Annotated in this window: 24 protein-coding genes, 1 tRNA gene and 1 pseudogene; 15 read left to right on the top strand and 11 right to left on the bottom strand. The window is 62.4% G+C overall.

All coding sequences use genetic code 11. From position 1 onward, the window contains the following. Window positions 1–3 precede the first annotated feature (3 nt). From mch to glmS, 4 genes are read right to left on the bottom strand one after another with little or no spacing between them, the layout of a single operon-like run. Window positions 4–1068: a 2-methylfumaryl-CoA hydratase gene (mch, locus tag BSG09_RS10995; RefSeq protein WP_092933046.1), complete on the bottom strand. Its 1065-nt coding sequence runs from the start codon at window positions 1066–1068 to the stop codon at window positions 4–6. After that, window positions 1061–2335 carry a methylaspartate ammonia-lyase gene (locus BSG09_RS10990; protein ID WP_092933043.1) on the bottom strand — a complete coding sequence of 425 codons (1275 nt, stop codon included), beginning with the start codon at window positions 2333–2335 and terminating at the stop codon, window positions 1061–1063. The genes mch and BSG09_RS10990 overlap by 8 nt, the downstream gene beginning before the upstream one ends. Then, entirely contained in the window at window positions 2332–3771 is a 1440-nt protein-coding gene (locus tag BSG09_RS10985; protein WP_092933041.1) for a methylaspartate mutase subunit E, read from the bottom strand. Before BSG09_RS10985 ends, BSG09_RS10990 begins: the two co-directional genes overlap by 4 nt. Before the next feature lie 8 nt (window positions 3772–3779). After that, window positions 3780–4235 carry a methylaspartate mutase subunit S gene (gene glmS, locus BSG09_RS10980; protein ID WP_092933039.1) on the bottom strand — a complete coding sequence of 152 codons (456 nt, stop codon included), beginning with the start codon at window positions 4233–4235 and terminating at the stop codon, window positions 3780–3782. A 162-nt stretch (window positions 4236–4397) separates the two neighbouring features. Between glmS and mct the strand changes: the two genes are divergently transcribed. After that, on the top strand, window positions 4398–5573 hold the full coding sequence (gene mct, locus BSG09_RS10975; protein WP_092933037.1) for a succinyl-CoA:mesaconate CoA-transferase: 1176 nt from the start codon (window positions 4398–4400) through the stop codon (window positions 5571–5573). 329 nt (window positions 5574–5902) lie between these two features. Continuing rightward, window positions 5903–6313 (top strand): DUF7475 family protein, encoded by a 411-nt coding sequence (locus tag BSG09_RS21285; RefSeq protein ID WP_092933035.1) that lies wholly within the window; start codon window positions 5903–5905, stop codon window positions 6311–6313. Between the two features lie 133 nt (window positions 6314–6446). Here the strand turns inward: BSG09_RS21285 and BSG09_RS20820 are convergent, their stop codons facing one another. Beyond that, the gene (locus BSG09_RS20820; RefSeq protein WP_175542192.1) at window positions 6447–6611 is read right to left on the bottom strand and encodes a hypothetical protein; all 165 of its coding nucleotides are present in this window, start codon (window positions 6609–6611) and stop codon (window positions 6447–6449) included. 334 nt (window positions 6612–6945) lie between these two features. Between BSG09_RS20820 and BSG09_RS10965 the strand changes: the two genes are divergently transcribed. The 6 genes from BSG09_RS10965 to BSG09_RS10940 all read left to right on the top strand — a co-directional run bounded on the left by BSG09_RS10965 (window position 6946) and on the right by BSG09_RS10940 (window position 10712). After that, window positions 6946–7278: a DUF5785 family protein gene (locus tag BSG09_RS10965; protein WP_092933033.1), complete on the top strand. Its 333-nt coding sequence runs from the start codon at window positions 6946–6948 to the stop codon at window positions 7276–7278. Between the two features lie 75 nt (window positions 7279–7353). Beyond that, window positions 7354–8124, top strand: coding sequence for a GTP cyclohydrolase III (locus BSG09_RS10960; RefSeq protein ID WP_092933031.1), 771 nt, complete (start codon window positions 7354–7356; stop codon window positions 8122–8124). A gap of 84 nt (window positions 8125–8208) precedes the next feature. After that, a complete protein-coding gene (locus BSG09_RS10955) occupies window positions 8209–8817 on the top strand; it encodes a CBS domain-containing protein (RefSeq protein ID WP_092933029.1) in 609 nt (202 codons plus the stop codon). A gap of 101 nt (window positions 8818–8918) precedes the next feature. After that, the gene (locus BSG09_RS10950) at window positions 8919–10142 is read left to right on the top strand and encodes a phosphoglycerate kinase (protein ID WP_092933027.1); all 1224 of its coding nucleotides are present in this window, start codon (window positions 8919–8921) and stop codon (window positions 10140–10142) included. Then, entirely contained in the window at window positions 10111–10626 is a 516-nt protein-coding gene (locus BSG09_RS10945) for a GNAT family N-acetyltransferase (RefSeq protein WP_092933025.1), read from the top strand. The genes BSG09_RS10950 and BSG09_RS10945 overlap by 32 nt, the downstream gene beginning before the upstream one ends. 12 nt (window positions 10627–10638) lie before the next feature. Next, a tRNA-Thr gene (locus tag BSG09_RS10940) sits at window positions 10639–10712 on the top strand. A gap of 397 nt (window positions 10713–11109) precedes the next feature. Here the strand turns inward: BSG09_RS10940 and BSG09_RS21280 are convergent. After that, window positions 11110–11193, bottom strand: a pseudogene (locus tag BSG09_RS21280) (thiol-disulfide oxidoreductase DCC family protein); the annotation flags it as partial. 202 nt (window positions 11194–11395) lie between these two features. Here BSG09_RS21280 and BSG09_RS10930 point away from each other — a divergent pair. Next, window positions 11396–12961 carry an HTTM domain-containing protein gene (locus tag BSG09_RS10930; protein ID WP_092933023.1) on the top strand — a complete coding sequence of 522 codons (1566 nt, stop codon included), beginning with the start codon at window positions 11396–11398 and terminating at the stop codon, window positions 12959–12961. A 36-nt stretch (window positions 12962–12997) separates the two neighbouring features. On the opposite strand, the gene BSG09_RS10925 is transcribed toward BSG09_RS10930, so the two are convergent. After that, window positions 12998–13615: a universal stress protein gene (locus BSG09_RS10925; RefSeq protein WP_092933021.1), complete on the bottom strand. Its 618-nt coding sequence runs from the start codon at window positions 13613–13615 to the stop codon at window positions 12998–13000. A 60-nt stretch (window positions 13616–13675) separates the two neighbouring features. After that, window positions 13676–14116: a dCTP deaminase/dUTPase family protein gene (locus tag BSG09_RS10920; protein ID WP_092933183.1), complete on the bottom strand. Its 441-nt coding sequence runs from the start codon at window positions 14114–14116 to the stop codon at window positions 13676–13678. 164 nt (window positions 14117–14280) lie between these two features. Here BSG09_RS10920 and BSG09_RS10915 point away from each other — a divergent pair, with 164 nt between their 5' ends. After that, window positions 14281–14949 carry an O-methyltransferase gene (locus tag BSG09_RS10915; protein WP_092933019.1) on the top strand — a complete coding sequence of 223 codons (669 nt, stop codon included), beginning with the start codon at window positions 14281–14283 and terminating at the stop codon, window positions 14947–14949. Here BSG09_RS10915 and BSG09_RS10910 read toward each other — a convergent pair. After that, the gene (locus BSG09_RS10910; protein ID WP_092933017.1) at window positions 14934–15383 is read right to left on the bottom strand and encodes a hypothetical protein; all 450 of its coding nucleotides are present in this window, start codon (window positions 15381–15383) and stop codon (window positions 14934–14936) included. The genes BSG09_RS10915 and BSG09_RS10910 overlap by 16 nt on opposite strands. Before the next feature lie 302 nt (window positions 15384–15685). On the opposite strand from BSG09_RS10910, the gene BSG09_RS10905 reads away from it, so the two are divergent. The 4 genes from BSG09_RS10905 to BSG09_RS10890 all read left to right on the top strand — a co-directional run bounded on the left by BSG09_RS10905 (window position 15686) and on the right by BSG09_RS10890 (window position 18724). After that, entirely contained in the window at window positions 15686–16456 is a 771-nt protein-coding gene (locus BSG09_RS10905) for a creatininase family protein (RefSeq protein WP_092933015.1), read from the top strand. Between the two features lie 62 nt (window positions 16457–16518). Then, a complete protein-coding gene (gene nikR / locus BSG09_RS10900) occupies window positions 16519–16944 on the top strand; it encodes a nickel-responsive transcriptional regulator NikR (protein ID WP_092933013.1) in 426 nt (141 codons plus the stop codon). Window positions 16945–17080: 136 nt separating this feature from the next. Further along, window positions 17081–17458, top strand: a complete 378-nt coding sequence (locus BSG09_RS10895) for a cupin domain-containing protein (RefSeq protein WP_092933011.1) — start codon at window positions 17081–17083, stop codon at window positions 17456–17458. A gap of 114 nt (window positions 17459–17572) precedes the next feature. After that, entirely contained in the window at window positions 17573–18724 is a 1152-nt protein-coding gene (locus BSG09_RS10890) for an acyl-CoA dehydrogenase family protein (RefSeq protein ID WP_092933009.1), read from the top strand. A gap of 140 nt (window positions 18725–18864) precedes the next feature. On the opposite strand, the gene BSG09_RS10885 is transcribed toward BSG09_RS10890, so the two are convergent. Next, the gene (locus BSG09_RS10885) at window positions 18865–19437 is read right to left on the bottom strand and encodes a HalX domain-containing protein (protein ID WP_092933007.1); all 573 of its coding nucleotides are present in this window, start codon (window positions 19435–19437) and stop codon (window positions 18865–18867) included. Between the two features lie 191 nt (window positions 19438–19628). Next, window positions 19629–21617 carry a 3-hydroxyacyl-CoA dehydrogenase/enoyl-CoA hydratase family protein gene (locus tag BSG09_RS10880; protein ID WP_092933005.1) on the bottom strand — a complete coding sequence of 663 codons (1989 nt, stop codon included), beginning with the start codon at window positions 21615–21617 and terminating at the stop codon, window positions 19629–19631. Window positions 21618–21732: 115 nt separating this feature from the next. Between BSG09_RS10880 and BSG09_RS10875 the strand changes: the two genes are divergently transcribed. Next, window positions 21733–22875: an acyl-CoA dehydrogenase family protein gene (locus BSG09_RS10875; RefSeq protein WP_092933003.1), complete on the top strand. Its 1143-nt coding sequence runs from the start codon at window positions 21733–21735 to the stop codon at window positions 22873–22875. Window positions 22876–23050: the final 175 nt, after the last annotated feature.

The following is a 23050-nucleotide window of genomic DNA, read 5'->3' as shown; positions in this document are numbered from 1 at the left end:
GTGTTAGTTAGAACGCTTTCGAATCTCCGCGGTTCGCGTTCCCGAGTAGACAGGTTCGTCGTCCTGGTTGAACGCGATGTGTTCGAAGGTGACAGTACCGGCTTCGTCGCTCGAGGCGTCGTCTTCGGCCTCGAGGACGCGCGTAAACGCGTAGACGGTGTCGCCGACGGCGACGAACGTATGGAACGATTCGTCGTCGAAGCCGACTTCACGCCAGGTCTGCTCGTCCGAGCGAGCGTGGCCCAGCGCCGTCGAGCGGGTCACGTCGCCGTAGGTGACGATGTCACCGGAGGGAGAGTCGGACATCACGTCGACGTTGTGGTGTTGTTTGGCCGTGTTGAGCGTCGCCAGCGGCAAGGAGGCGACAGTCACGTCGTCCTGCGTGCGGCCGCGTTCGTGGCGATAGGCGACGGCGGCGTTTTCGTCATCGGCTTCCTCGAGCGCGGCGACGAAGTCCTCGAAGTAGCCGCCTTCGGGGGCGATGAACTCGTCGGGGAGCTCGGGTTCGTCGTCTTCCTCCTCGGCAGCGGCGGCTCCACTGCCGTCAGTCGCGACGGGCTCGCGACGCGGAATCATGTTCGTGCGCTCGTAGGAACACAGCACCTCGCCGGTTTCGGCGTCTTTCCCGCGGGTCCGCCACGAGACGATGCCGTACTCGGGTCGGGAACTCGAGGTAGCGCGGTTGACGACCTCGCTCTCGACGTGGAGTTCAGTACCCGTATAGACCGGCGTGCCGGGGAAGCGAACGTCGGTGCGACCGAGGAAGTACCCACCCTTCTCACTCAGGTCTTCGACGGTGATACCGAGCGTTGCCGCGGTCAGATAGTCGGGGTGGACTGGCGGCTCCTCGAAGCCCCGTTCCTCGGCGGCGTCGGTGCGCCAGTAGGCGGGGTCGTGGTTGAGCGTCTGGCCCATCCACTGTTCGTTGCCGAACTGGGTGAGGGTGAGCCCGGGGTCGTGCTCGATGACATCGCCTTCTTCGAAGTCCTCGAAACAACTGCCCTTCTCTTTGGTTTCGACTTGCTCGAGTGCCTGTGCGAACGTATCGGGATCTGTCCAATCAGTCATCTGCAGTCACCTCGTCAGTCTGTTGTGGCTGGTTGCGTGCTCGTCGCGCGATCGTTCGTCGCATCTCGTTTTCGACGATCATGTACCCCTCGTCGAAGCCCATCCCGGGCTTTGCGAGCACCTGCGCGGCGTTCGTCGCGAGTGCGACGTGGGCGCAGGCACGCGCAGAGGTTTCCGTTTCGTTGCAGGTCCCACCGAGGTAGGCCCGCGTGTCGGTGCCTTCACAGTAGCGAACTGCCTGTCCGCTGCGGTGGATGCCACCGAGGTCGGGCGTCTTCACCTGCACGAGGTCGGCCGCGCCGGCGTCGACGAACGCCTGCACGTCCTCGAAGGTGTTACACCACTCGTCGGCGACGATGTCGACGTCGACGCCGGCGTCGTCGAGTCCCTCGCGGAGTTCGACCATCGCCGCGATCTGGTCTTCGCGGTTGCCGACGTCCATCGGCCCCTCGATCTGGATCGGGTAGGGTGCGGCGGCTTCCTCGAGTGCGGCGAAGTAGTCGACCACTTCGTCGCGGTCGTACGGTGCGCCGAAGATCTCGCCGATCATCCCGTAGACGTCGATGTGGAAGCGCGGATCGTAGTCTTCTGGACCGAGTTCCTGCGAGCGCTCGACGAGCCACTCGACGTACTCGAGTAAGGTCTCGCCGTTCTCGCCGATCTTCTCGACGCTGTTGATGAGCGCGTGGGGCAGGACCGGCACGCCCTTGATGAACATCTTCTCGGTGTTGGTGTAGCGGTCGTCGCCGGACTGACCGAAGACGGGGACCGGCTCCGTCGCGGGCTCGGTACCCAAGGCATCGGCCATGACGTCCGTCTTCGTCGTGTTCTCGGCTTCGGCCGCCGCGCCGAGCAGCGCCTGTGAGACACCGTAGCGGATCGCCGTGTGGAGCCGATCGCCGTCGACTTCCATCTCCTCGAGCAGCTCCGCGTTGTCGAGGAAGTCAGTGGCGTCGCGGCCCTCGAGTTCGTCGGCGACGGGGCCTTCGATGACGGGGGCGTACTCCTCGGCTTTGAACAGCGGGTCACGCCCGCCGGCACCGGAGTACTGGACCGCGGCACAGTCGCCGCGGGCGACGGTCCCGTCTTCGAGTTCGACGTCGACGATGATCGATTCGCCGGCCTGGCGAATCTCGTCGAAGCCATTGGTGACCGGCTCACCCTCGTAGGTGAAGCCGTCGTGTTCTGCTCCCTGCTTGATCGCGCGCTGGTCGTCGAAGAAGAACCCGGAGTAGCCGGGCGTTGCGTATATGCCTGTAATATTCATAGTTTCACGTCGCCCTGGGGGCGACCGATGAGTTTGCCGTCGCTGATCGCGTCGACGTCGTCTGCAACCATCCGGAACGACTGTTTGCGCCCCTCGGTGTCGGCACGCTGGGACAGTCGCGCTTTGTGAATCTCTTTGATGTCGTCGTCCATCGCGAGGTCGGCCCACTCGAAGATGCGGACGCGACCGTCGTCGTCCCGTGCGGGCAAGATGGCACCCTTCGCACTGTCGCTGGGTGCGAAGGGCACGTCGAGTGCCCCGGAGTCGAACGCTTTGAGCGTTCCCTGGACGACGTCGCCGTCGCCGTGTTCGAAGATCGTATCCATCAGACAGCGGGTCTCGCGCTCGATGAGGTCCTGTTCCTCTTCGATGCCGTCGATGTCGATCTTCTGTTCAATGGCCATGTCGATGACCTGACGCGTGGTGCGCAGGCCCGAGGCGTTTGCCTCCTTGGTCGGAACCCCCTGGAACTCCTGGGGCGACTTGGTGATGACCTTATCGGGCTGGGCGATGGCAGCGGTCATGCCGCCGAGGCTGATGACACCGTTCGCACGGGCTTCGTCCGGCGGGAACCCGCCCATCCACTCGTGGAAGACGGTGGTGACGACGACCTCGTCGGGCAGGTACTCGTTTGCGAGTTTCCGAAGCGCCTGCAGGGCAGCGACGTCTTGGACGACGTTGCCGACCTGTCCGTAGCCGAGCGTGATCGACCGAACGCCCTGGGTCGCCGCTAGCTGCCCCTCGACGATCCCGATCGCGATCGCGATCGACGGCGGGACCAGCGTCCCGGTCAGCGGGCCGAACGGCTCGCGGTTGATCCGAATGCCGCGTTCGGTGTAGGCTCCTGCCAACCGGTCGACGAACTGCCAGCGCTTGATGGTCTCTTCGAGGCCGTGGCGTTTGGTGTACGGAATGTTGTAGGAGATCGGGCCACCCTCGAAGCTCTGGAAGCCGCCGGCGAAGGTGATTGCCGCCAGCAGCCGGGCGTCCGGCGTGCCGTGACGGACCTCGATCGGCGCGTCGATCGCGTCGATCAGTTTCCGGCAGCCCTCGACGCCGTGGTTGACGGCCGGGAAGCCGTTCAGGGTGTCATCGCCCGTCTCGCGGGCCTTCTCTAAGCCCTGCTGGGCCTTCTCGTACTCGTTGTCACGCGTGTACGAGTCGATCGTGGTCGGCAGCAGATCTGCCTGGCCCTCCTGGTGGAGGTATTCCAGCAGTTCGATCTGGTCGTCGAGCCGGGGCACACCGGCTCGAGGCTGTAAGAGCGGTTTGTCCGCCGACTCGAGGACGTCAGCGAATCGCTTGTGTTCGGGCAGCGATTCGTGGTACTCGATCGCTTCTTCGAAGTCGACATCGGCTCCCGTCGGCCAGTTCGACCGGATCTCTTCGTCGATACGCTGTAGCTCGTCGGATGGTATGCGTTCGTCTCGTATCATCTAGACATCTAAGAACTAATAGTTGCGCGTTCCGACTCGGTCGGAGTGATCTCGAGGTCTTCGCGCAGCGCAGCGATCGCGTCTTCGGGGTCGGTTTCAGAGTCGAAGACGCGATCGAAGCCGAGCTCCCGGAACGTCTTCCGAGTTTGCTCGAAGTCGTCCTGTCCGACAGCGAGGTTGCCGCCGATGTAGCTGACGGCATCGACACCCGCCGCTTCGAGGACGTCATGGAATCCCTGGCAGTCCTGCTCGGCGTGGCCGTAGAGCGAGGAAACGAGTACAGCCTGTGCGTCGTGGGCTACCGCGGCTTCGGCGAACTCCTCTTGGGAGGTTTGGACGCCGAGGTTCACGACATCGAAGCCGGCTGCACTGAAGGCTTGCTCTAAGATTGTGATGCCAACGACGTGGGCATCGGAGCCAATCACGCCGAGGACGACCGTTTGGGACATCGTATGCAGAACCATGAGGAACGTGGGTATAAACTTAATGATCTTCCATGATAATATTCTTTAAACATCCTATGAGTGTCCAAATGGTGAGTGTTGCCACTAACCGCGGTACAGCGAACCAACTTCATGATCGATGGTAAGGGTTTTGGGGATGGTTTCAGAAGAGAGCGTACAGACATGGGAGCACTTTCCAACCTTCGCGTGCTAGATCTGACCCAGGTGCTGGCTGGGCCGTACTGCACGATGTTACTTGCGGACCTCGGTGCGGACGTCGTCAAGATCGAACGGCCGGGCGGTGATATGATCCGCTCGAACCCGCCGTTCGTCGACGATCCCGAGGCGGAAGCCTACGGTGGCTACTTCCAGAGTGTTAACCGCGGCAAGAAGAGTATCGAGCTGAACTTCCGCGAGGAAGAAGACCGCGAAGATTTCCTCTCGCTCGTCGAGGAAGCCGACATCGTCGTCGAGAACTACCGCTCGGGCACGATGGAGAAGTACGGGCTGGGCTACGAAACGCTCACAGAGTACAACGAGGACATCATCTACTCCTCGATCCGTGGCTTTGGCGACCCGCGCACGGGCGAAACCGATCGACAGGGCCAACCCTCCTTCGACCTCATCGCGCAGGCGCTCGGTGGCGTCATGGAGACCACCGGCCAGCCCGACGGCCCGCCGACGAAGACCGGCCCCGGTGTCGGCGACCTCTTTACCGCCACGCTGAACTGTATCGGCATTCTGGCTGCGGTCAACCACCGCGAACAGACCGGCGAGGGCCAGTACGTCGACACCGGCATGTACGACTCGATGATCAGCTTCACCGAGCGCGCCATCTACCAGCAGTCCTACACCGGCGACGCCCCCACCCGCCGGGGCAACTCCCACCCGACGCTGTTCCCCTACAACGCCTTCGAGACCGACGACGGCTACGCCGTCATCGCCGCGTTCAACAACAACCACTGGGCGGAACTGTGCGACGTGATGGATCGCGAGGATCTCGCCGAGGACTACCCCACGACGCCCGAGCGCTTAGAGCACCGCGACGCGCTGCGCGAGGAGATCGCCGAGTGGACCCGCGCACAGACCAACGACGAACTCGTCGACAAACTCGAGGGTCGTGTGCCAGCCGCGCCGGTCCAGACCACCGAGGAGATCTTCGACGACCCGCACGTTCACACGCGGGACATGCTCGTGCCGGTCGAACAGCCCGGTGCCGACACGGACGTCGAGATCGCGGGCAACCCGATCAAGATGACTGAGACGAACCCCAAGCCCCGCGGTCGCGCGCCGCTGCTCGACGAACACCGCGAGGAAGTGCTGGGTGAGAAAGCGGATACAGAAACGGCCGACGACTAGTAACTGGTTGGACCTGAGTCTCGTCACACCGACAAGGGCTCGCGGGTGTGTCGTCGGTGGTGATCTGAACCGGTTTGTCCTGCAGTATTACTTTCCCGTCGTTTTCTCCTGTTTCGTGTCGAATCAGCTCGCCGAGTGTGCGTTCATCGGTCGAATACACAGTCACGGGACGCACACTCTATAACAATACTGCCGGTATATCTCCGAAAGCGCGCGTCCTGTCCACCAATACCGCCGATAGAATGAAATAAGTATAGAAGATAGCTATCGTTCCCACAATATTGGAATCGAAGTACGACCCATCAAGTGCTGGCCTAATAAGTCGGATAATGTCTGCGCAATCAACGGCGGCAGGACGAACCGACTCGCTGATCAGTCTCCCATCGAACCCGGTCGGGTATCTGGTGATACTCGCAGCAGTTGTGACAGGAATCCTTCATTTGGTACTCGCCCCCCGGGCCATGGGATTCAATCAGATGATGGGGATCCTGTTCATCCTGAACGGGCTTGGCTTCCTTGGTGGCGTCGTCATCTACCTGACTCCCTACTGGAACCAGACGCTCTATCTCGTTGCGGCGGCCTATTCGATCGCCACGATCATTGCCCTGTTCGTCTTCCAAGGGTTCAGCATCGACGCGTTCTACATGCAGGGGAGTCTCAACCCGATGGCCGTCATCACGAAAGTCACCGAAGCAATCGTCGCCATCGGTGCGGTGTATCTGTACACAACCGAATCGTAAGACGCGAGACACCGCTCTGATTACTCAGCGGTCTCGTGTTCCAGCGTCCCCACACGGCCGAGTGCGGGTACGCGACACTGACTGACTCCTTCGTATTAGACGATTTGTAATTTCTTTGCGACCGTCGAGCCAGTCAGTCCCAGAGGTCTGCAAGCAGGTCCGGCGGGACCGAACAGCCACAGGGACTGACCGAACCGGTGTAGGGACCGGTGGCCGCCGAGAACGCGACCGGCTTGCCACAACGGGGACAGTCGGGCAGCGCCGAACTGTCGCCGCCTGCAGTCGGATCGCTATCCATCGCGACCTCCGGTCCTGTGTGACTGGGTCGATCCTGCTTCCGTCCTGCGATTCTGCTGTCGTGCGGGTTGTTTATATCCCGGTAGAATCAACGCAATCATGGCAACTGAATCCCGGCTTGGGATTTGGAAGCCACATCTCGGGTGGGTCCAGCACCCGGGACATTTCGATGCGCCCCTGCTTCTCGAGTTCGACTTCCGTTCTAACTGTTGACCTATTGTAACTTATATCTACGGTTCTCGGCGTGAAGTGAACGCGCTCGAGCGTGTCCACGACCGACGAGATGACAGCGCCAAGGAGTAATCCTTTTGCGGGTCCCCTGCACACGTCGGGGTATGAGCAACGATTGGCCAGTCGATCCCGACGGAGAGGAAGGCAGCGAGGGGATGCGCAAGTTCGACATGCGGGTCATCGCGGACAAAGTCGACGAGCAGGAGGACTTCCCGCTTGACCGCGACGAGTTCGTCGGCGAGTACGGCGACTACCCGATTCGGATCAACCACGAGACGATCGTCGCGATGAGCGAGATTTTCGATTACATCGACGACGACGTGACCGAGTTCGAGACGATCCTCGACATGCACAAGGCCGTCGGCAAGGCCATGCGCGCCGGCAATTTCTGGAAGTACCACCCGCAGGGCAAAGACCCCGAAAAGGTTCCTGCATAACGCCGGTTTTCGCATCGCATCACGGAACTGGATTGCGTATCACTTATACGACGCCGTTCGAAAGAATCGCCTACAGTGACTAACACGCAGGTAACGCTCGTCCAGATCGACAACTACGGGCCGTGGACGGTGACCCCTGAACCGCGCCGGGAGGCCGATCTCCAGACCATGCAGTCCCGGCTGTACGCGGACATCTCCCAGTTTGTCGGCAACCGCGGCGGCTACACCTTCTTCACTCGCTTCGACAACATGATCGCCGTCACGAACGGCCTCGACCGCGAGGACCACGCGCTCTTACAGGAGTCGGTCGGCAATCGCTATCCCGTGACGCTCAGTCTCGGCATCGCGACCGGCACGAACCCCGTCCAAGCGCTGGCCGACGCGACTGCACGCCTCCAGGAGGCCGGCAGCGCACAGGACAAACACCGCCGCGAGTGTCTCGAGGGGCGGGTCATCGACGAGCCCTACCGGGCCGACGACGACATCCAGATCGCTCACTTCGACGTGATCAACGCCACCGGCAACTACACGGACGAGCTCAACGCCTTCGATACCTTCATCGAGATCGAGCAGGGGTATGCCGAACTCATGCGTCACATGCGGTATGCCCACGACAGCCTCTCGTTTTTCGTCGGCGGCGACAACGTCATCGTCGTCTGTCCCGACCTCGAGGCCGACGACTACGAGGAGGCACTCGGCCACGTCGAGGAGGCCGTCGACGTCGAGATGCAGGTCGGTGTCGGCCGCGGCAAAAGTGCCCACGAGGCTGGCTTCGCCGCCAAACACGCCCTCGAGACCTGTCGGGCAGACGGGACCCGGGTCGAACTCGAGTGGCAGACAGCCTGAGAAGCGGAATTACCGAACTTCGGTGCCGTGTTGCTTAAGTGTGCCGGAGGTAGCTTTTAGCCCGTTCGTGCGAATCATTCGCATATGGAATCGGAACTGTCCGTCAGAGACGTGTTGACGACCGACTACGTCGGCGTCAGTGAGTCCGACACCGTCCTCGATGTCGTGGGGCTCATGCGCGACGAGCAGACGAGTTGCGCGCTGGTCGTTCGCGGTCCGGAGCCGGTCGGCATCGTGACCGAGTGGGACGTCCTCGAGTTCGTCGCGGACGAGCACGATCCAGCCGACCTAACCGTCGAAGACGCGATGACGACGCCAGTCATTACGGTGGGACTCGACCGATCGCTCACCGACGTCGCGACGACGATGGCTCGCCAGAACATCCGCAACGTCGTCGTCGAGGGTGACGACGGCGTCGCCGGGGTCGTCACCCAGCGCGACGTCATCGCTGCCGCGAGTTCGTTCCAGGCGACGATGACGCCCCCGCGCTCGAGCGAGCCGCCGGTCGACCGCAACCGGCAGTCGGCTGCATCTGCCGCGACGCCGCCGACCGCGGAGGGCGAAACCCAGTTGCTCTCCAACGGTGGCGACGAGTACACCACCCAGGGCGTCTGCGAGGTCTGTGGCTCGCTCGCGGAGTCGCTGTGGGACGCCAACGGTCAGCTGGTCTGTGCGGACTGTCGATCGGTGTGAGGCTGGCGTCGCTCCGATCGTGCCGTGTGTAGTGTCAGCATATGCCGCTCCGATCTCTCCGATAGAAAGACCTTTCGGGGGCCGCGGTGGAGGGGTCGATAATGATCGCGACCCTCGACGACCTGGACGTCGAAGGGACTACCGTCGGTGTTCGCGTCGACGTCAATAGTCCGATCGACGACGATGGCACGCTCGCAGACGACGCTCGACTGCGCGCTCACGTCGATACGCTCTCGGAGCTCGTCGCACGTGGCGGTCGGGTCGCCGTTCTCGCCCATCAGGGTCGACCCGGCGGCGACGAGTTCGTCACGCTCGAGCCCCACGCCGATCGCCTCTCGGAACTGCTCGGCCAGCCCGTCGACTACGTGGACGCAACGTTTACGAACGCCGCTCGCGAGGCCGTCAGGAACCTCGACGATGGCGACTGTGTCGTCCTCGAGAACACCCGATTCTACAGCGAGGAGTACATGGAATTCGAGCCCGAACGGGCCGCCCAGACACACCTCGTGCAGGGTCTCGAGCCAGTGCTTGATGCCTACGTCAACGACGCCTTCGCCGCGGCCCACCGCTCACAGCCCTCGTTGGTCGGCCTCCCGACCGTTCTCCCGGGCTATGCCGGCCGCGTCATGGAGTCCGAACTCGACGTGCTTGGCTCGATCGAGGAGACCCCCGAACCACGCGTCTACGTTCTCGGCGGGGCGAAAGTCCCCGATTCGATCGACGTCGCCTGGTCGATCTTAGAGAAGGGACTGGCCGACCACGTCCTCACCGCGGGCGTCGTCGGCAACGTCTTCCTCATCGCTGACGGCGTCGACCTGGGCGACGCCAGTTCGGATTTCATCTACGATCAGGGCTACTGGGACGAGATCGACCGTGCCGCCGATCTGCTCGATGCCTACGGCGATCGAATCGCGCTTCCACGGGATGTCGCGGTCGCCCGCGACGGCGACCGTCACGAACTCGGCATCAACGCCTTACCGCCGGGCGACGGCGAGGCCGCCATGGACATCGGCTCGTCGACGCTCGAGTACTACAAGCGCATCCTCGCGGACGCGGAGACGGTGATCCTCAACGGCCCGGCCGGCGTCTTCGAGGACGAGTGCTTCGAGACAGGTACCAGACAGCTGTTCGGTGCCGCCACGGAACGGCCGATGAGTATCGTCGGCGGCGGCGACACCGCCTCCGCATTGCGGCAACTCGGCGTCGAGGGCTTTTCCCATGTCAGTACCGGCGGCGGCGCTGCCCTCCGGATGCTCACCGCCGAACCGCTGCCTGCCGTGACCGCACTCGAGAATGCCCCCGAACAACCCGCAGCCGACGATTGAGCTCGCCACTCGGGACGACCTCGAGACAGTCACCGACCTATGGGTGCAACTCGCTCGAGACCAGCGTCACCACGAGTCGGCCGTCCGTGCCGACCCGAACCGCGAGACCATGCGCGAGACGCTCGCGGCCTATCAGGTCGCCGACGGCCTCCTCGTCGCCCGGCTCGCGGGTGAGATCGTCGGCTTTGCAGCAGTCACGATCGAACGCGGCACCCTCGAACTCGACAGCACGCGTGGCCTGCTCTCGAATATCTACGTCGAACCAGCCTTCCGCGACCGCGGGATCGGGGCCGCGTTGCTCACAGCCGCCGAGGAGGCAGCCGCCGAGCGCGGTGCCGACGAGGTGTTACTCGAGGTGATGGCCAACAACGAGGCCGCCCGTCGCTTTTATCGGCGCGAGGGGTACGACGAGTTTCGGGTGACGATGTCACGGTCGCTCGAAAACCGGGACGAAAACGATACACATTCAAAGGAGGACGGCTAATCAACAGCCAGCGCCAGGGGAGCATGGGCGGTTCATGCACTCGACTTGTAATCGAGACTTCCGGGGTTCAAATCCCCGCCCTGGCTTTTCTTCGCGCGAACGGTGTTACCGAGACTCGAGACCGGAGGAACACCACTGTCAGAACGGCGAACTCGGTCCAGACTCACTCGAGAAACCGGGATCGAACGTCACCAGTTGACGGCAGACAGTGCCCTTGCTGCCCGACCCACCGATAGCGGCGGGCGGCGACGAAGTCATACGCACGGTCGCGAATTGGTCGCGGAAGTGTCGTAACGACGGCGTAAGCGTATATTCCCCGCCCAAGTGTGCGGCGATTCGTGCCACAGCACTTGACTAGACATAGCAGTCATCATACTGCCGGACAGAACTACGTGAAGATCGGTCGCTCTGCTGCGGCCGTCACCGGTGGAGACGGCCGCGAATCCGCGACCGACTTCGTATTGACTTCTGTCCGACAGTATCGCCTTCGATCAGCACGATCGACTCGAGGGTGTCCGTCGGCAGGCCGTGTGCCGCGAGCAGTTCGTGGCCGACGTCGGACTGGAGACGCGAAATGGATCTTTCCGTCCCCGGGATCTCGAGACCATCGAACGGCTTTCTACACGGAGGAATTGTAGTTCAGGGGTCCGATCAGTGTCCCAATCGCCACCCATCAGCGCGAAGACGGCTGGGTCGTTCAAAAATGTGTTTCACTATACACCAAGCTTATGCTGGTCTGCTCGGGATACCCGGACATCTAGCTCAGACGATGCAAGAACGACACAACTCTACTGATGGACGCCACCGTCTTTCGGCTGTCGCTGATCGGCTCTCGGCCGGGATCGCGAATCGGTTCGCGATCGATACGCGAGCGCTCGCCGTGTTCCGGATCGCGCTCGGCCTCCTGTTGCTTACTGATCTCGCACTCCGCTCGCGGGACCTCGAAGCGTTTTACACAGACGCTGGCGTTCTCCCACGAGCGGCCCTGTTCTCGGACTATTCGAACGTCTACTCACTCCACGCAATCTCGGGTGAGCTGTGGGCGATTGCGCTGTTGTTTGTCGTCGCCGCCGTCTTCGCCGCCGCGGTGACTATTGGGTACCGAACCCGGCTGGCAACGGTCTGCTCGTGGCTATTGCTCCTCTCACTGCACGCCCGGAACCCGATGGTCCTCAACGGTGGGGACACGTTCCTTCGTATCTTGCTGTTCTGGGCGATGTTCCTGCCGTTGGGCGAGCGATGGGCCGTCGATGCTCGCCGTACTGACGAGCCTCGAGCAACCGTCTCGAACGTGGCGACGATGGCGCTGTTGCTCCAGGTCACAGCCATGTACGTCGTGAACGCGATCCACAAGAGTCGGGGCGAGATGTGGTTCAACGGCGAGGCGGTCGTCTACGTCTTCAGTCTCGATTATAAATTCACGTTTTTGCTCGGCGATGTCCTCGCCAAGTATCCCGAGTTGCTGCGTATGATGACATACCTGTGGACTGGGCTACTGCTCAGTTCGCCGTTATTACTCTTGCTCACCGGCCGTCCGCGAGCGGTGCTTGCGACGGCGTTTGCCGGCATGCACCTCGGGATGCTCGTGACGATGCGGATCGGGATTTTCCCGCTGGTTGTCGTCACGGCGCTCGTCCCGTTTTACCCACCGGTCGTCTGGGACGGTCTGGGCGTGCTGGCGACCCGCGCCGGCCTCGCAAGACCGTTGCGCGCCGCGATGTCTCGACTCCGTGTGTCTCTCCCCGAGGGGCCGACGATCAGCGGTCTCCCGACCGCTGTGCCAGCGCCACAGCGACTTCTTACCGCAGGGGCCGCTCACGGGCGCACGCTATTTTCGACGGTGATTCCCTGGCTCTTTCTCGTCCTCGTGATCCTCTCGAACGCGCAGGCGGTCGGCTATACCCAGGTTCCCGAACCCGGTGAGGACGCACTTGAGGCGACCGAAACCGATCAAAACTGGCAGATGTTTGCACCAGAACCGCTCGGAACCGATGGCTGGTTCATTGCACCGGCCGAACTCGAGAACGGCTCCGAGATCGATGCGCTCCATCGGTCCGACGTCAGCTGGGACCCACCATCGAGCCACGAGGACGTGTATCCAACCTCTCGTTGGCGGAAGTACCTCGCGAACGTCTGGGGAGGCGACAACAAGAACCACGAGTCGTATCTGGCGAACCACCTCTGTGAACGTTGGAACGGCACTCACGAGACCGACATTGAGCAGGTCGACCTCTACTACATGGCACAGCCCTCGGAACCGTACAATGAAACCGAACCAGTAGACAGCACCAAGCTACAGGAATACCGCTGCGACGGCGAGTTCATCCAGGACTGAGCCCGCTCGAAGCGTTCGCTGCAGTCCGCTACAGACTTATTGCTCCGATCCTTTCGCGACTCGAGCTTCGCTCGTCACGGCGTCAACGTGGACGTGGAGCGGCCCTGCCCCCGTCTCGAGGGGGACGATCCAGGACGCGCTGGTTCGGTGTGGATCATCGCTGACAGTGATGTCGTCGTACCCCTCCGCATCAGCGGCTTTACGCGCGATTCGGGCGGCCTCATCGGTATCTTCGATCCGAATCTCGTCGTTCAGGCGGACGGTGACGACTGGAATGTCGGCCATCCGGACGATCCGTTCGGTGACGCTGCCAACGAGCACCCGATCGAGACCGGTTCGGCCCTGTGTTCCCATGACGATCATGTCGATATCATGGTCGTCGGCATACGCGATTATTTCCTCGTGTGGGACGCCCTGTTCGACCGCCGTCACGACATCGACGCCTTCACGCGTCGCTTCGACCTCGACGCGCTCGACTGCTCGCTCCGCAGCGGTGTGTCCCTCGTCGGACTGGAGCGTCCCCAGCGGCCCCTCGGGGACGACCGACAGCGCATGGATCGTCGCGTCGAATCGCTCCGCGAGTGTGAGTCCGTGCGTGAGCGACTGACGGGTCCCGTCACTCCCGTCCGTCGGAACGAGGATGTGCTGATACATCACTACCCGGGGCTAGGGAGCCAGACGGTAAATACGCTGTTGGACGGCGATATTCAGCGGTTAACCGTCACCGAACGCTGTGATTGTCGATACCCGCGCGTTTTCCTTGAGCCGGAGGCCGCCGTCGGCGACAGAAAGCGGCATCAACGGCAGATGATCGCGCACCAACATCGAGGGATGCGAGCCGCCACGGGCCAGCAGTTCGTTGCGCGGCTGGAGCTGTGCTGCGCTCTCGAGGCCGGTCAGGAACTCGTTGTGCTGGATCACGTACTGGCCGCCCTCGAGGTGCCACCAGCCGTACTCGTCGTCAGGAGCTTCGAGTTCGGTCGACACCGGCTCGAGGTCGGCGTCTGCGAGTTCGTCACCGCCGAAGTCGATACTGCCGGGAGCGGCGACCTCGTAGACGGCGGCGACCGTCAGGTCGATGCCGTGCTCGTGGACCTGTACCGGTTCGTACACCAGATTATCGACGTACTCGGCGAGGGCGTGGTCGGCAGACATGTCGGTCGAAAGGACGGTTCCGAGCGGCAAAAAGGATACTGTCGATCGCGTGGATGCGAGCGCTGGGCAGGCTGGCAAACAGTGTGGCGGCCCGCCGGATAGTCCGTACCGGAACCGCGCAGTGATGGCCGATAGTATTTGTGCTCGCGACCGTATGCCCTCGCATGACCGACGTTCTCACCGACGACATCGCCCGCTTCGTGCGTGCGGTCGGTCCGGACCCCGACGAGACGCTGCTCGAGATGGACGAGTACGCCACCGCGGAGGGCTTTCCCCATGTCGGCCCCGAGGTCGGCGCGTTTCTCCGGTTTGTCGCCCGACTGAACGGCGCTGAACGGATCTTCGAGTTCGGCTCGGGGTATGGCTACTCCGCCTACTGGTTTGCGGATGCCCTCCCACATGACGGCGAGATCGTCCTCACCGAAGTCGACGCGGATGAACTCGAACTTGCCCGCGAGTACATGGCTGCGGGTGGCTACGACGGGATCGCACGATACGAACACGGCGACGCGATGGCGACGATCGACCGCTACGATGGACCGTTTGACGTCGTCCTGATCGATCACGAAAAGGATCGGTACGCGGACGCGTTCGAGGCCGTCCGCTCGAAAATCCCTGTCGGCGGCGTCATCATCGCCGACAACGCGATCACGGCCGGCATCATCGACTTCGACGATCTCCTCGCGTGGGCCGAGGACAGCCCGGTGGACGAGACGAACGAGCACACGCAAGGAATCATCGACTACCTCGAGACGGTCCGTGCCGATCCGGCTTTCGAAACGGTAGTGCTCCCGCTTGGTGAAGGAATCGCGGTGAGTTACCGCGTCGAGTAATCGGAAGTCTCGCCGTCGATGACCTGCTCGTCCGCCGGGGCCGGCGAGCCGTACTCGCGGAAGCCGAGAAAGAGCGTCGCGCCGGCGGCTGCAAGCAGCGTTGCCCACGTGATCGCAGTGAGTGCAACGACCGTCGCCCCAGCGGGCCCCGGCATGGCGGCACCGACCGTCTCGAGGCCGACAGCGTGCGTGCCGGCGACCCCGATAAACGAAAGCCACAGGCCAAGCGCTGTCTGCGCGAGCGTACGCCGTGTGACGGACTGGGCATAGCGAGCGACGCCGTAGACGCCGACGATGGCGAGCGCGGTCGCTCCGAGCGTTAATTCGACCTCGTCGACAGCGACGTTCGCGACGCCGGCGATGGCGAAACAGGTGAGCGAGGCGGCGAGCAGGGTTCGATCCGAATCGGGTAGTGTCGGAATCACGTCGTGCACCGCTTTGCCGGGTTGAGTCGGTGCCGGGATATATAGCTGTTGGCTGACTGCAGTTACGCGGAGTCGATCGCCGAATTTCGAGCTGGTAGCGGACAGCGTCGTATCGCTGTTGTGTCGTCCGACGGCAGCCCATCAGTGGCACTGTTCTACGTGTTATCCCTCGTGCCCGGCTAGACTAACCAGACTGACCGGCTATCATCTCGATACTGCCCTCGACACTCCCTCTCGTATCCGGACGGTGACCATTCGTGTGCCGGGGTTTCCCACTACGCTATTGATGATCCACACATGAGAGAGTACGTATGTACCTCGCCGACGAAGCATGGCCGGACCTCGAGACCTACTTCGACTCGGAATCGCTCGCGCTCGTGCCACTCGGCTCGACGGAACAGCACGGCCCGCACTTGCCGGAGGCGACCGACCATCTGATCGCGGAGGCGTTGGCACGGGAAGCCGCCGACCGGACCGGCTATCTCTGTACGCCGACGATCAACGTCGGCGTCAGCGGCCATCATCGACAGTTCCACGGAACGATGTGGGTCGACCCGCCGGCGTTTCGCCAGTACATAGAGTCGCTGACGCGGAATCTGACCACCCACGGCATCGACCGCGTAATCTACGTCAACGCCCACGGCGGCAACGTCCAGCATCTCCGAGAGGTCGGTGCCCGTCTTCGGCAGGCGGAGGTCGCCTACGCGATCGAATGGATGTGGGACGAGTCGATTCCGGAACTGGTCGACGATCTCTTCGCCCAGAACGGCCCCCACGGCGGGCCAAAGGAGACCGCGATGATCCAGTACCTCGAGCCGGAGCTGGTCCACGACGAGCGTCTCGAGGACGCCCGTGACACCGGTGTGCCAAGCGTCGAGGCGGCCGGGACGGTCAAACACGGCTCGCGAACGTTCTACGATGCGGTCGACAACAGCGACAACGGCGTGTTCGGCGGCCAGACGGACGCGACGGCCGAAAAAGGCGCTCAGCTGTTCGAGGCAGCCAGCGACCAGCTCGTACAGCTCTGTGAGTGGCTCGCAGAACAGCCGTTCGAGGATCTGCTCCCTGCAGACCACGTATAGGCCGATCGCCGGCTCGAGTTGTGATGATAATCCTTAATAGTTTATGGCGGTTGGTTTATTATATGGCAGTCGTCAGTGTTTCGATGCCGGACGAACTCTTGGAGCGACTCGATCAGTTCGCCGACGAGCACGGCTACACCGGCCGGAGCGAAGTCGTCAGGGAAGCCTCGCGGAACCTGCTGGGCGAGTTCGAGGACACCCGGCTCGAGGAACGCGATCTGATGGGCATCGTGACGGTCTTGTTCGATTACGAGACGACGAAGGTCGAAGAACGGATGATGCACCTGCGTCACGAACACGAGGACCTCGTCGCGTCGAACTTCCACAGCCACGTCGGCGATCACTACTGCATGGAACTGTTCGTTCTCGAGGGTGAACTCGAGGACATTTCGACGTTCGTCGGGAAGATCCGGGCGACCAAAGACGCGCTGACCGTCGACTACTCGGTCATCCCGGTCGACAGCTTCGATCCGCTCGCACAGGACTAGCGCCGTGCAGTGACCGCGTATACTGTTGGCCACCGGCCCGCAAACACCTTGCACCTGCTCCCGACTCGAGTGCGGTCTGTGTGAGTCGTGGTGGCTAACAGTATAGTTTTACTGTCGCCCCCGCGAATGAGGAAATATGACATACCGGAAGGTCAACTACGAGGACGTCGAGCAAGTCTCGAGTGCGATGCATTTTCTCAGCGATCCGCTCGAGACCGAGCAGGTCGGGGTAACGATCGCTCGCTGTGATCCGGACTGGAAGAGCAAACCCCACGATCACACGGCCAACGACCACGAAGAAGTCTACGTGCTCATCGAGGGTGAGGCGACGGTCGTCGTCGACGACGAGCCGGTTGACATGGAGGCCGGCGACGCACTCTGGATCCCGCCCGAATCGACGCGCCAGATCCGCAACGGTGACGACGAGAGTGCGTTCGTGCTCGTCAGCGCCCCGAGTATCGTAGACGAGGAGGGTGACGACAATGAGTGGCTGTTGTCCGGATTCGCCGGCTAGCGCCGCTGTGGGCATCGGCGGGTAACTCCGGCCTGACGGTCCCATCGGCAGCGACTGACACGGATTGCACTGTTCGCCCCCGAATATTTGCATCGTGATGTCATCCACCATGGCATGGACCTACTCGACGAGCAGCTCGTTCCGGACCACGCACGTGAGATCAAAGCCGAAGCCCGCGCGTTCGCACGCGATCACATCGAACCGAACGCCCGGGAGTACTTTCAGGCCGGCGAGTATCCCGAGGCGATCCTCGAGGCGGGTCGGGACGCCGGTCTCGTGGCACAGGACATTCCCGAGGAGTGGGGCGGACGTGGATTCGATCTGGCGCAGTTGCTCGCACTCACGGAGGAGTTCTACCGGGCCGACGCAGGAATCGCGCTGACGTTACAGTTGGCGAGTTTCGGCTGTGAGATTACCTACGAGCACGGCACCGACGAGCAATGTGAGACGTACGTTCGACCGGTCGCGGAGGGCAAGCAGCGCTCAGGACTTGCAGTCTCGGAGCCAGACACCGGGAGTGATCTCGCAGGGATGCAGACGCGAGCGGAGCGGGACGGCGACGAGTACGTCATCAACGGCGAGAAGTACTGGGTCGGTAACGGCGTCGAGGCAGACTGGATCACTCTCTACGCTCGCACGGGTGATGACGAGGACAATCCCTACGGGAACCATTCGCTGTTCATCGTCCCGACCGACACGGATGGCTACGACGCCGAGCACATTCCCGAAAAGATGGCGATGCGCGCCTCCAAGCAGGCCCACATCGAGTTCGACGACTGCCGGATTCCCGCGGAGAACCTGATCGGCGCGGAGGGAGCCGGCTTCATGCTGCTCGCGGACTTTTTCAATCACGGCCGCATTGCTGTCGCCGGCCACGGCCTCGGCCTCGCTGCGGCCGCCATCGAGGAAGCCTGGGAGTTCACTCACGACCGCGAGGAATTCGGTCGGACGATCAGCGACTTCCAGTCGGTCCAGCACGGGCTCGCGGAGATGCTCCTCGAGTTCGAGAGCGCCCGGACGCTCACATGGCGTGCCTGCGACCACGTCGCAAACAGAGACCGTGCAGGCTACTGGGCAGCAATGGCGAAGACGAAAGCGACCGAAACAGCCGTCGACATCGCCGAGCAGGCCATGCAGTTCCACGGCGGACGATCAATCCTGGACGAACGCCGGATCGCACGCGTCTACCGCGACGCGCGGGTCCCGGTCATCTACGAGGGTGCAAACGAAATCCAGCGCAATCTGATCTATCGGCAGGCACCTTGATCTCTGTCGTCCGCGGCCACGGCCATAGCGAGGCCGTCTTCGTCCGCTCCTGTCAACGACGTCGCTACCGGAAGAGAGAACAGCAGTCACCGCAGCCGAACGCGAGGATGGAGGGGTCCATTCGAGTTCGAACTTGACGGCTATTCATCGGACTCCAGGTCCTGAAACGCGCCGACGAACTCGTCGTGCGTGGTCATCTCGGCGACCCTCTCGTCGGCGCGCGCCTCGAGTTCGTCGACGCGGTCACGGAGGCCCTGGTACTCCGCGTTGGTCGCGAGTTCGCGGTCGGTTTTCTCCGCCTCCAGCAGCGCTTTCTTCGACACGAGTGCGTAGTACTCCTGAATATCCGCCTCGTACTTCGAGCGGGCGACGACGTCGTCGACCATCTCGAGGAGGTCGTCCTTTGCGACTGGCTTGACGAGGTAGTCGTCGAAGCCCAACTCGATGATATCGAAGTCCGGGTCGACCGCCGTTACCATGACGACCCGCGAATCGTATCCCTGCTCGCGGATTCGCTCGAGGACGTCGTCGCCGGAGAGTCCGGGCATCCGCCGGTCGAGCAGGACGACCTCGACGGAGTCGGTCATCGCTGCAAGCGCTTCCTCGCCATCGTAGGCCGTCTCGACCGTCCAGTCGCTCTGGAGCCAGGCAGCGAACAGGTCGACGAGTCGGGCCTCATCGTCGACGACGAGCACCTCGATCCCGTCAGTCATTAAGTAACCCCTCCGTTCTCATCATCGGTTACAGCCACGCGTCATCAATGGTACCTCTGGGTGATAAATCTCGCGACGATTTCACCACCGAGCAGCCGCTCCGACCGCCTCCTCGACAGTCGGGCGGCTCCACGCCCGGATGCCACCGGTACTGGTCGAATCGCAGCCGGCAGCGGGACCGAGACCTGCTCTTATTGCCCTTCGAACTCGGGTTCGTCGTCGCCGAAGAAGGCGTTGATGCCCTCGTGAACGTCTTCAGAGTTGACGACGTGGCCAAAGCCCAGCGATTCGATCTCGAGTCCGGCTTCGTGGTTGTCCCAGCCTTTGTGCATCGCCCGTTTCGTATAGCGCATCGCAAGCGGCGGGCCGCCCGCGAGTTTTGCGGCGTAGTCGTGTGCAGCCGTCTCGAACTCGTCGGGGTCGACGACCTCGTTGACGAACCCGAACTCCGCCATCTCCTCGGCGGGGAATCGCTCTGCGGTGAAGATGATTTCCTTTGCACGGCCCATGCCGACGATACGCTGCAGACGCTGCGTGCCACCCCAGCCCGGGAGCAAGCCGAGATCGAACTCGGGTTGACCGAACTCCGAACGCGAGGTCGAAATCCGGATGTCGGCACACATCGCGAGTTCCATTCCGCCGCCGAGACAGTAGCCATCGATGGCGGCGACGACCGGCAACTCGAGTTCCTCGAGACGGCCAAACGTCTCCTGGCCGTCCTTCGAGAGTTCGATCGCCTCGTAGGGGTCGGCACCGCTGCCGGCGATACTCATGAAGTCCGCGCCCGCGGAGAACGCCTTCGAGCCGGCCCCTGTCAGCAAGAGTGCGCGAACGCTGTCGTCGCCATCGACGAGGTCGAGTGCGGTATCGAGTTCCTCGACGAGCGTGATGCTGATGGAGTTCATCTGCTGGGGCCGGTCGAGTTCGATCTGTGCAACCCCGTCTCTGGGATGGGTCAGCTCGATCGTCTCGAAGTCCGGCGCACCGGTCATTTCGCCCGCGCTCGTATCGTCGTAGAAGCCACCTTCTTCGGCGACAGTGGCGAGATAGTCGAACGGCTCGTACCGGGGATGGTCTGTTTCTGCGTCGGCATCCTCGAGCGCGTCGGCAAGCGTTTCAACGCCGTATTCGTCGGCGAATTTCGCGGGTCCGTTCGGCCAGCGCCCGCCGAGTTTGACCGCGGTGTCGATCTCTGTGGGCGATGCGACGTCATCACCGACGAGGTAGGCGACTTCGTTCGCGACGACGGCGAGCAGGCGCTCCTTGACGGTCTCGCTGAACAGCTCCTCGTCCATCGAGACGTCCGCACCGTCGCCGTCCTCGTAGTCGTAGAAGCCTTGCCCGGACTTCTGGCCGAACTCCTCGCTTTCGACCTTGGATTCCAGCAGCGGGCACGGCTCGTAGCGCTCGCCCGCGACCTCGTGCATGTACTCGAGGACGTGGTAGCCGACGTCGATACCGACGTAGTCTGCGAGTTCGAAACTGCCCATCGGCAGCCCGATGTCGAATTTCGTTGTCGCGTCGACCTCCTCGATCGTGGCGACATCGTCCTCGACGAGCCACGCGGCCTCGTTCATCAGGGGAACGAGGATGCGGTTGACGATGAACCCGGGGACGTCCTTGCGGACGCGCACCGGTGTCTTCCCGAGGTCGTCTGCGAGATCCTCGACGACGTCGAGCGTCTCGTCTGCGGTGTGTGCCCCGGAGATGACCTCGACGAGATCCATCCGGATCGGCGGATTGAAAAAGTGCATCCCACAGAACCGTTCGGGTCGCTCGGTGACCTCCGAGAGATCCGTAATCGAGAGGCTCGAGGTGTTCGTCGCGAAGATCGCCCGGTCGGGAGCAACCGCCTCGAGGTCGGTGTAGACCTCTTTTTTGATCTCCATCTGTTCGGGGACGGCCTCGATGACGACGTCGGCGTCGGCGACGGCTTCCTCCATGTCGACCAGCGGCGTGACGCGTTCTAAGGCTGCGTCAGCCGCTTCTTCGGTGAGCTGATCGTTTTCGGCGAGCTTGCCCAGCGACCACTCGATCTGCTCGTAGCCGTTTTGGACGAACTCGTCGTTGATGTCGCGCATCCGTACGTCGTAGCCCGCGATGGCAGCGACCTCCGCGATGCCGTGACCCATGTTGCCCGCTCCCAGAACTGCGATGGTGTTGATATCCTCGAGCTCCATGATCAGTAGTCCTATGTGAAGTCGTTTCAACGTTTCCCTCGTCAAAATTAGAAACTCTTATTCAGTTTACTTCAGGTTACAAAACCCTTTATCGGGTGCTATGTAACAGTGTCCCATGGAATTTGGGCTCACTGAGGAACACCAGCAGATCCGTGACGAAGTCCGCCGGTTCGCCGAAAACGAGATCGTTCCTAACGCCGAGGAGTACGACACTGCGGAGACGTTTCCACACGACATCGTCGACGAGGCCGCCGAGATGGGGCTGGTTGGTGCCTCGATTCCCATCGACTACGGCGGGGCCGGCTACTCAACGCTCGAGTCGGTCATCATCGCCGAGGAACTGTTCTCGCACGATCCGGGCATCGCGCTCTCGATCATGGCCTGTTCGTTCGGGACCGAAGCCATCCGCGAGTTCGGGACCGAAGACCAGAAGGAACGCTTCTTGGAGCCAGTCGCAGCCGGCGAGAAGATCTCCGGCGCGGCGATTTCGGAACCCGACACCGGCTCGGATGTCTCTTCGGTGTCGACCCGTGCCGAAAAAGACGGCGACGAATGGGTGATCAACGGCACCAAGATGTGGATCACCAACGGTTCGGTCGGTGACTTCTTCGTCGTCCTCTGTGAGACCGATCCCGACGCCGAGGGCCGCTATAACGGTTTCAGCCAGCTCGTCGTCGAGGCCGACCGCGACGGCTTCAGCTCGGAGAAGATCACCGGCAAGATGGGCATCCGTGCCTCCGATACTGCTGAACTCATCCTTGATGACGTCCGTGTCCCCGAGGAGAACCTCATCGGCACCCGCGACGCCGCGTTCATGCAACAGATGCACTTCTTCGACGAGACCCGCACCGGCGTCGCCGCACAGGGACTTGGCATCGCGAAGGGCGCGCTCGAGGCCGCCCTCGAGTACGCACAGGACCGCGAGCAGTTCGGCAAGTCAATTTCGGAGTTCCAGGCCATCCAGCACAAGCTTGCCGACATGGCCACGAAGACCGAGGCTGCGCGCAACCTGACCTACAAGGCTGCCTGGAACGTCGATCAGGGCAACGACATCACCAAACTCGCCTCGATGGCCAAGGAGTACGCCTCCCGCGTCGCCGTCGACGTCGCCGACGAGGCCGTCCAGATCCACGGCGGGGCCGGCTACGTCAACGACTTCCCCGTCGAGCGGTTCTATCGCGACTCGAAGATCACCCAGATCTACGAGGGCACCACCGAAATCCAGAAGAACATCATTGCACGCGAACTCTTAGACTGAGAACCAACCTTTTGCGCTGTCGTTCGAAAGGCGCTCCGCGCCTTTCGTGATCACGAGACGCCAAAGGCGTCTCGAACGACGCTCCCTCGCGTTGCTCGGTCGCTCGGCAAAATCTCGAGAGAGCGGATCTCTCTCGGACCTCGCGGGAGCGAAGCTCCCGCTTAGTGTTGATCAA

Source organism: Natrinema hispanicum (genome assembly GCF_900111485.1).
GTDB lineage: Archaea > Halobacteriota > Halobacteria > Halobacteriales > Natrialbaceae > Natrinema > Natrinema hispanicum_A.
This window is presented reverse-complemented; position numbering and strand designations above follow the sequence as displayed.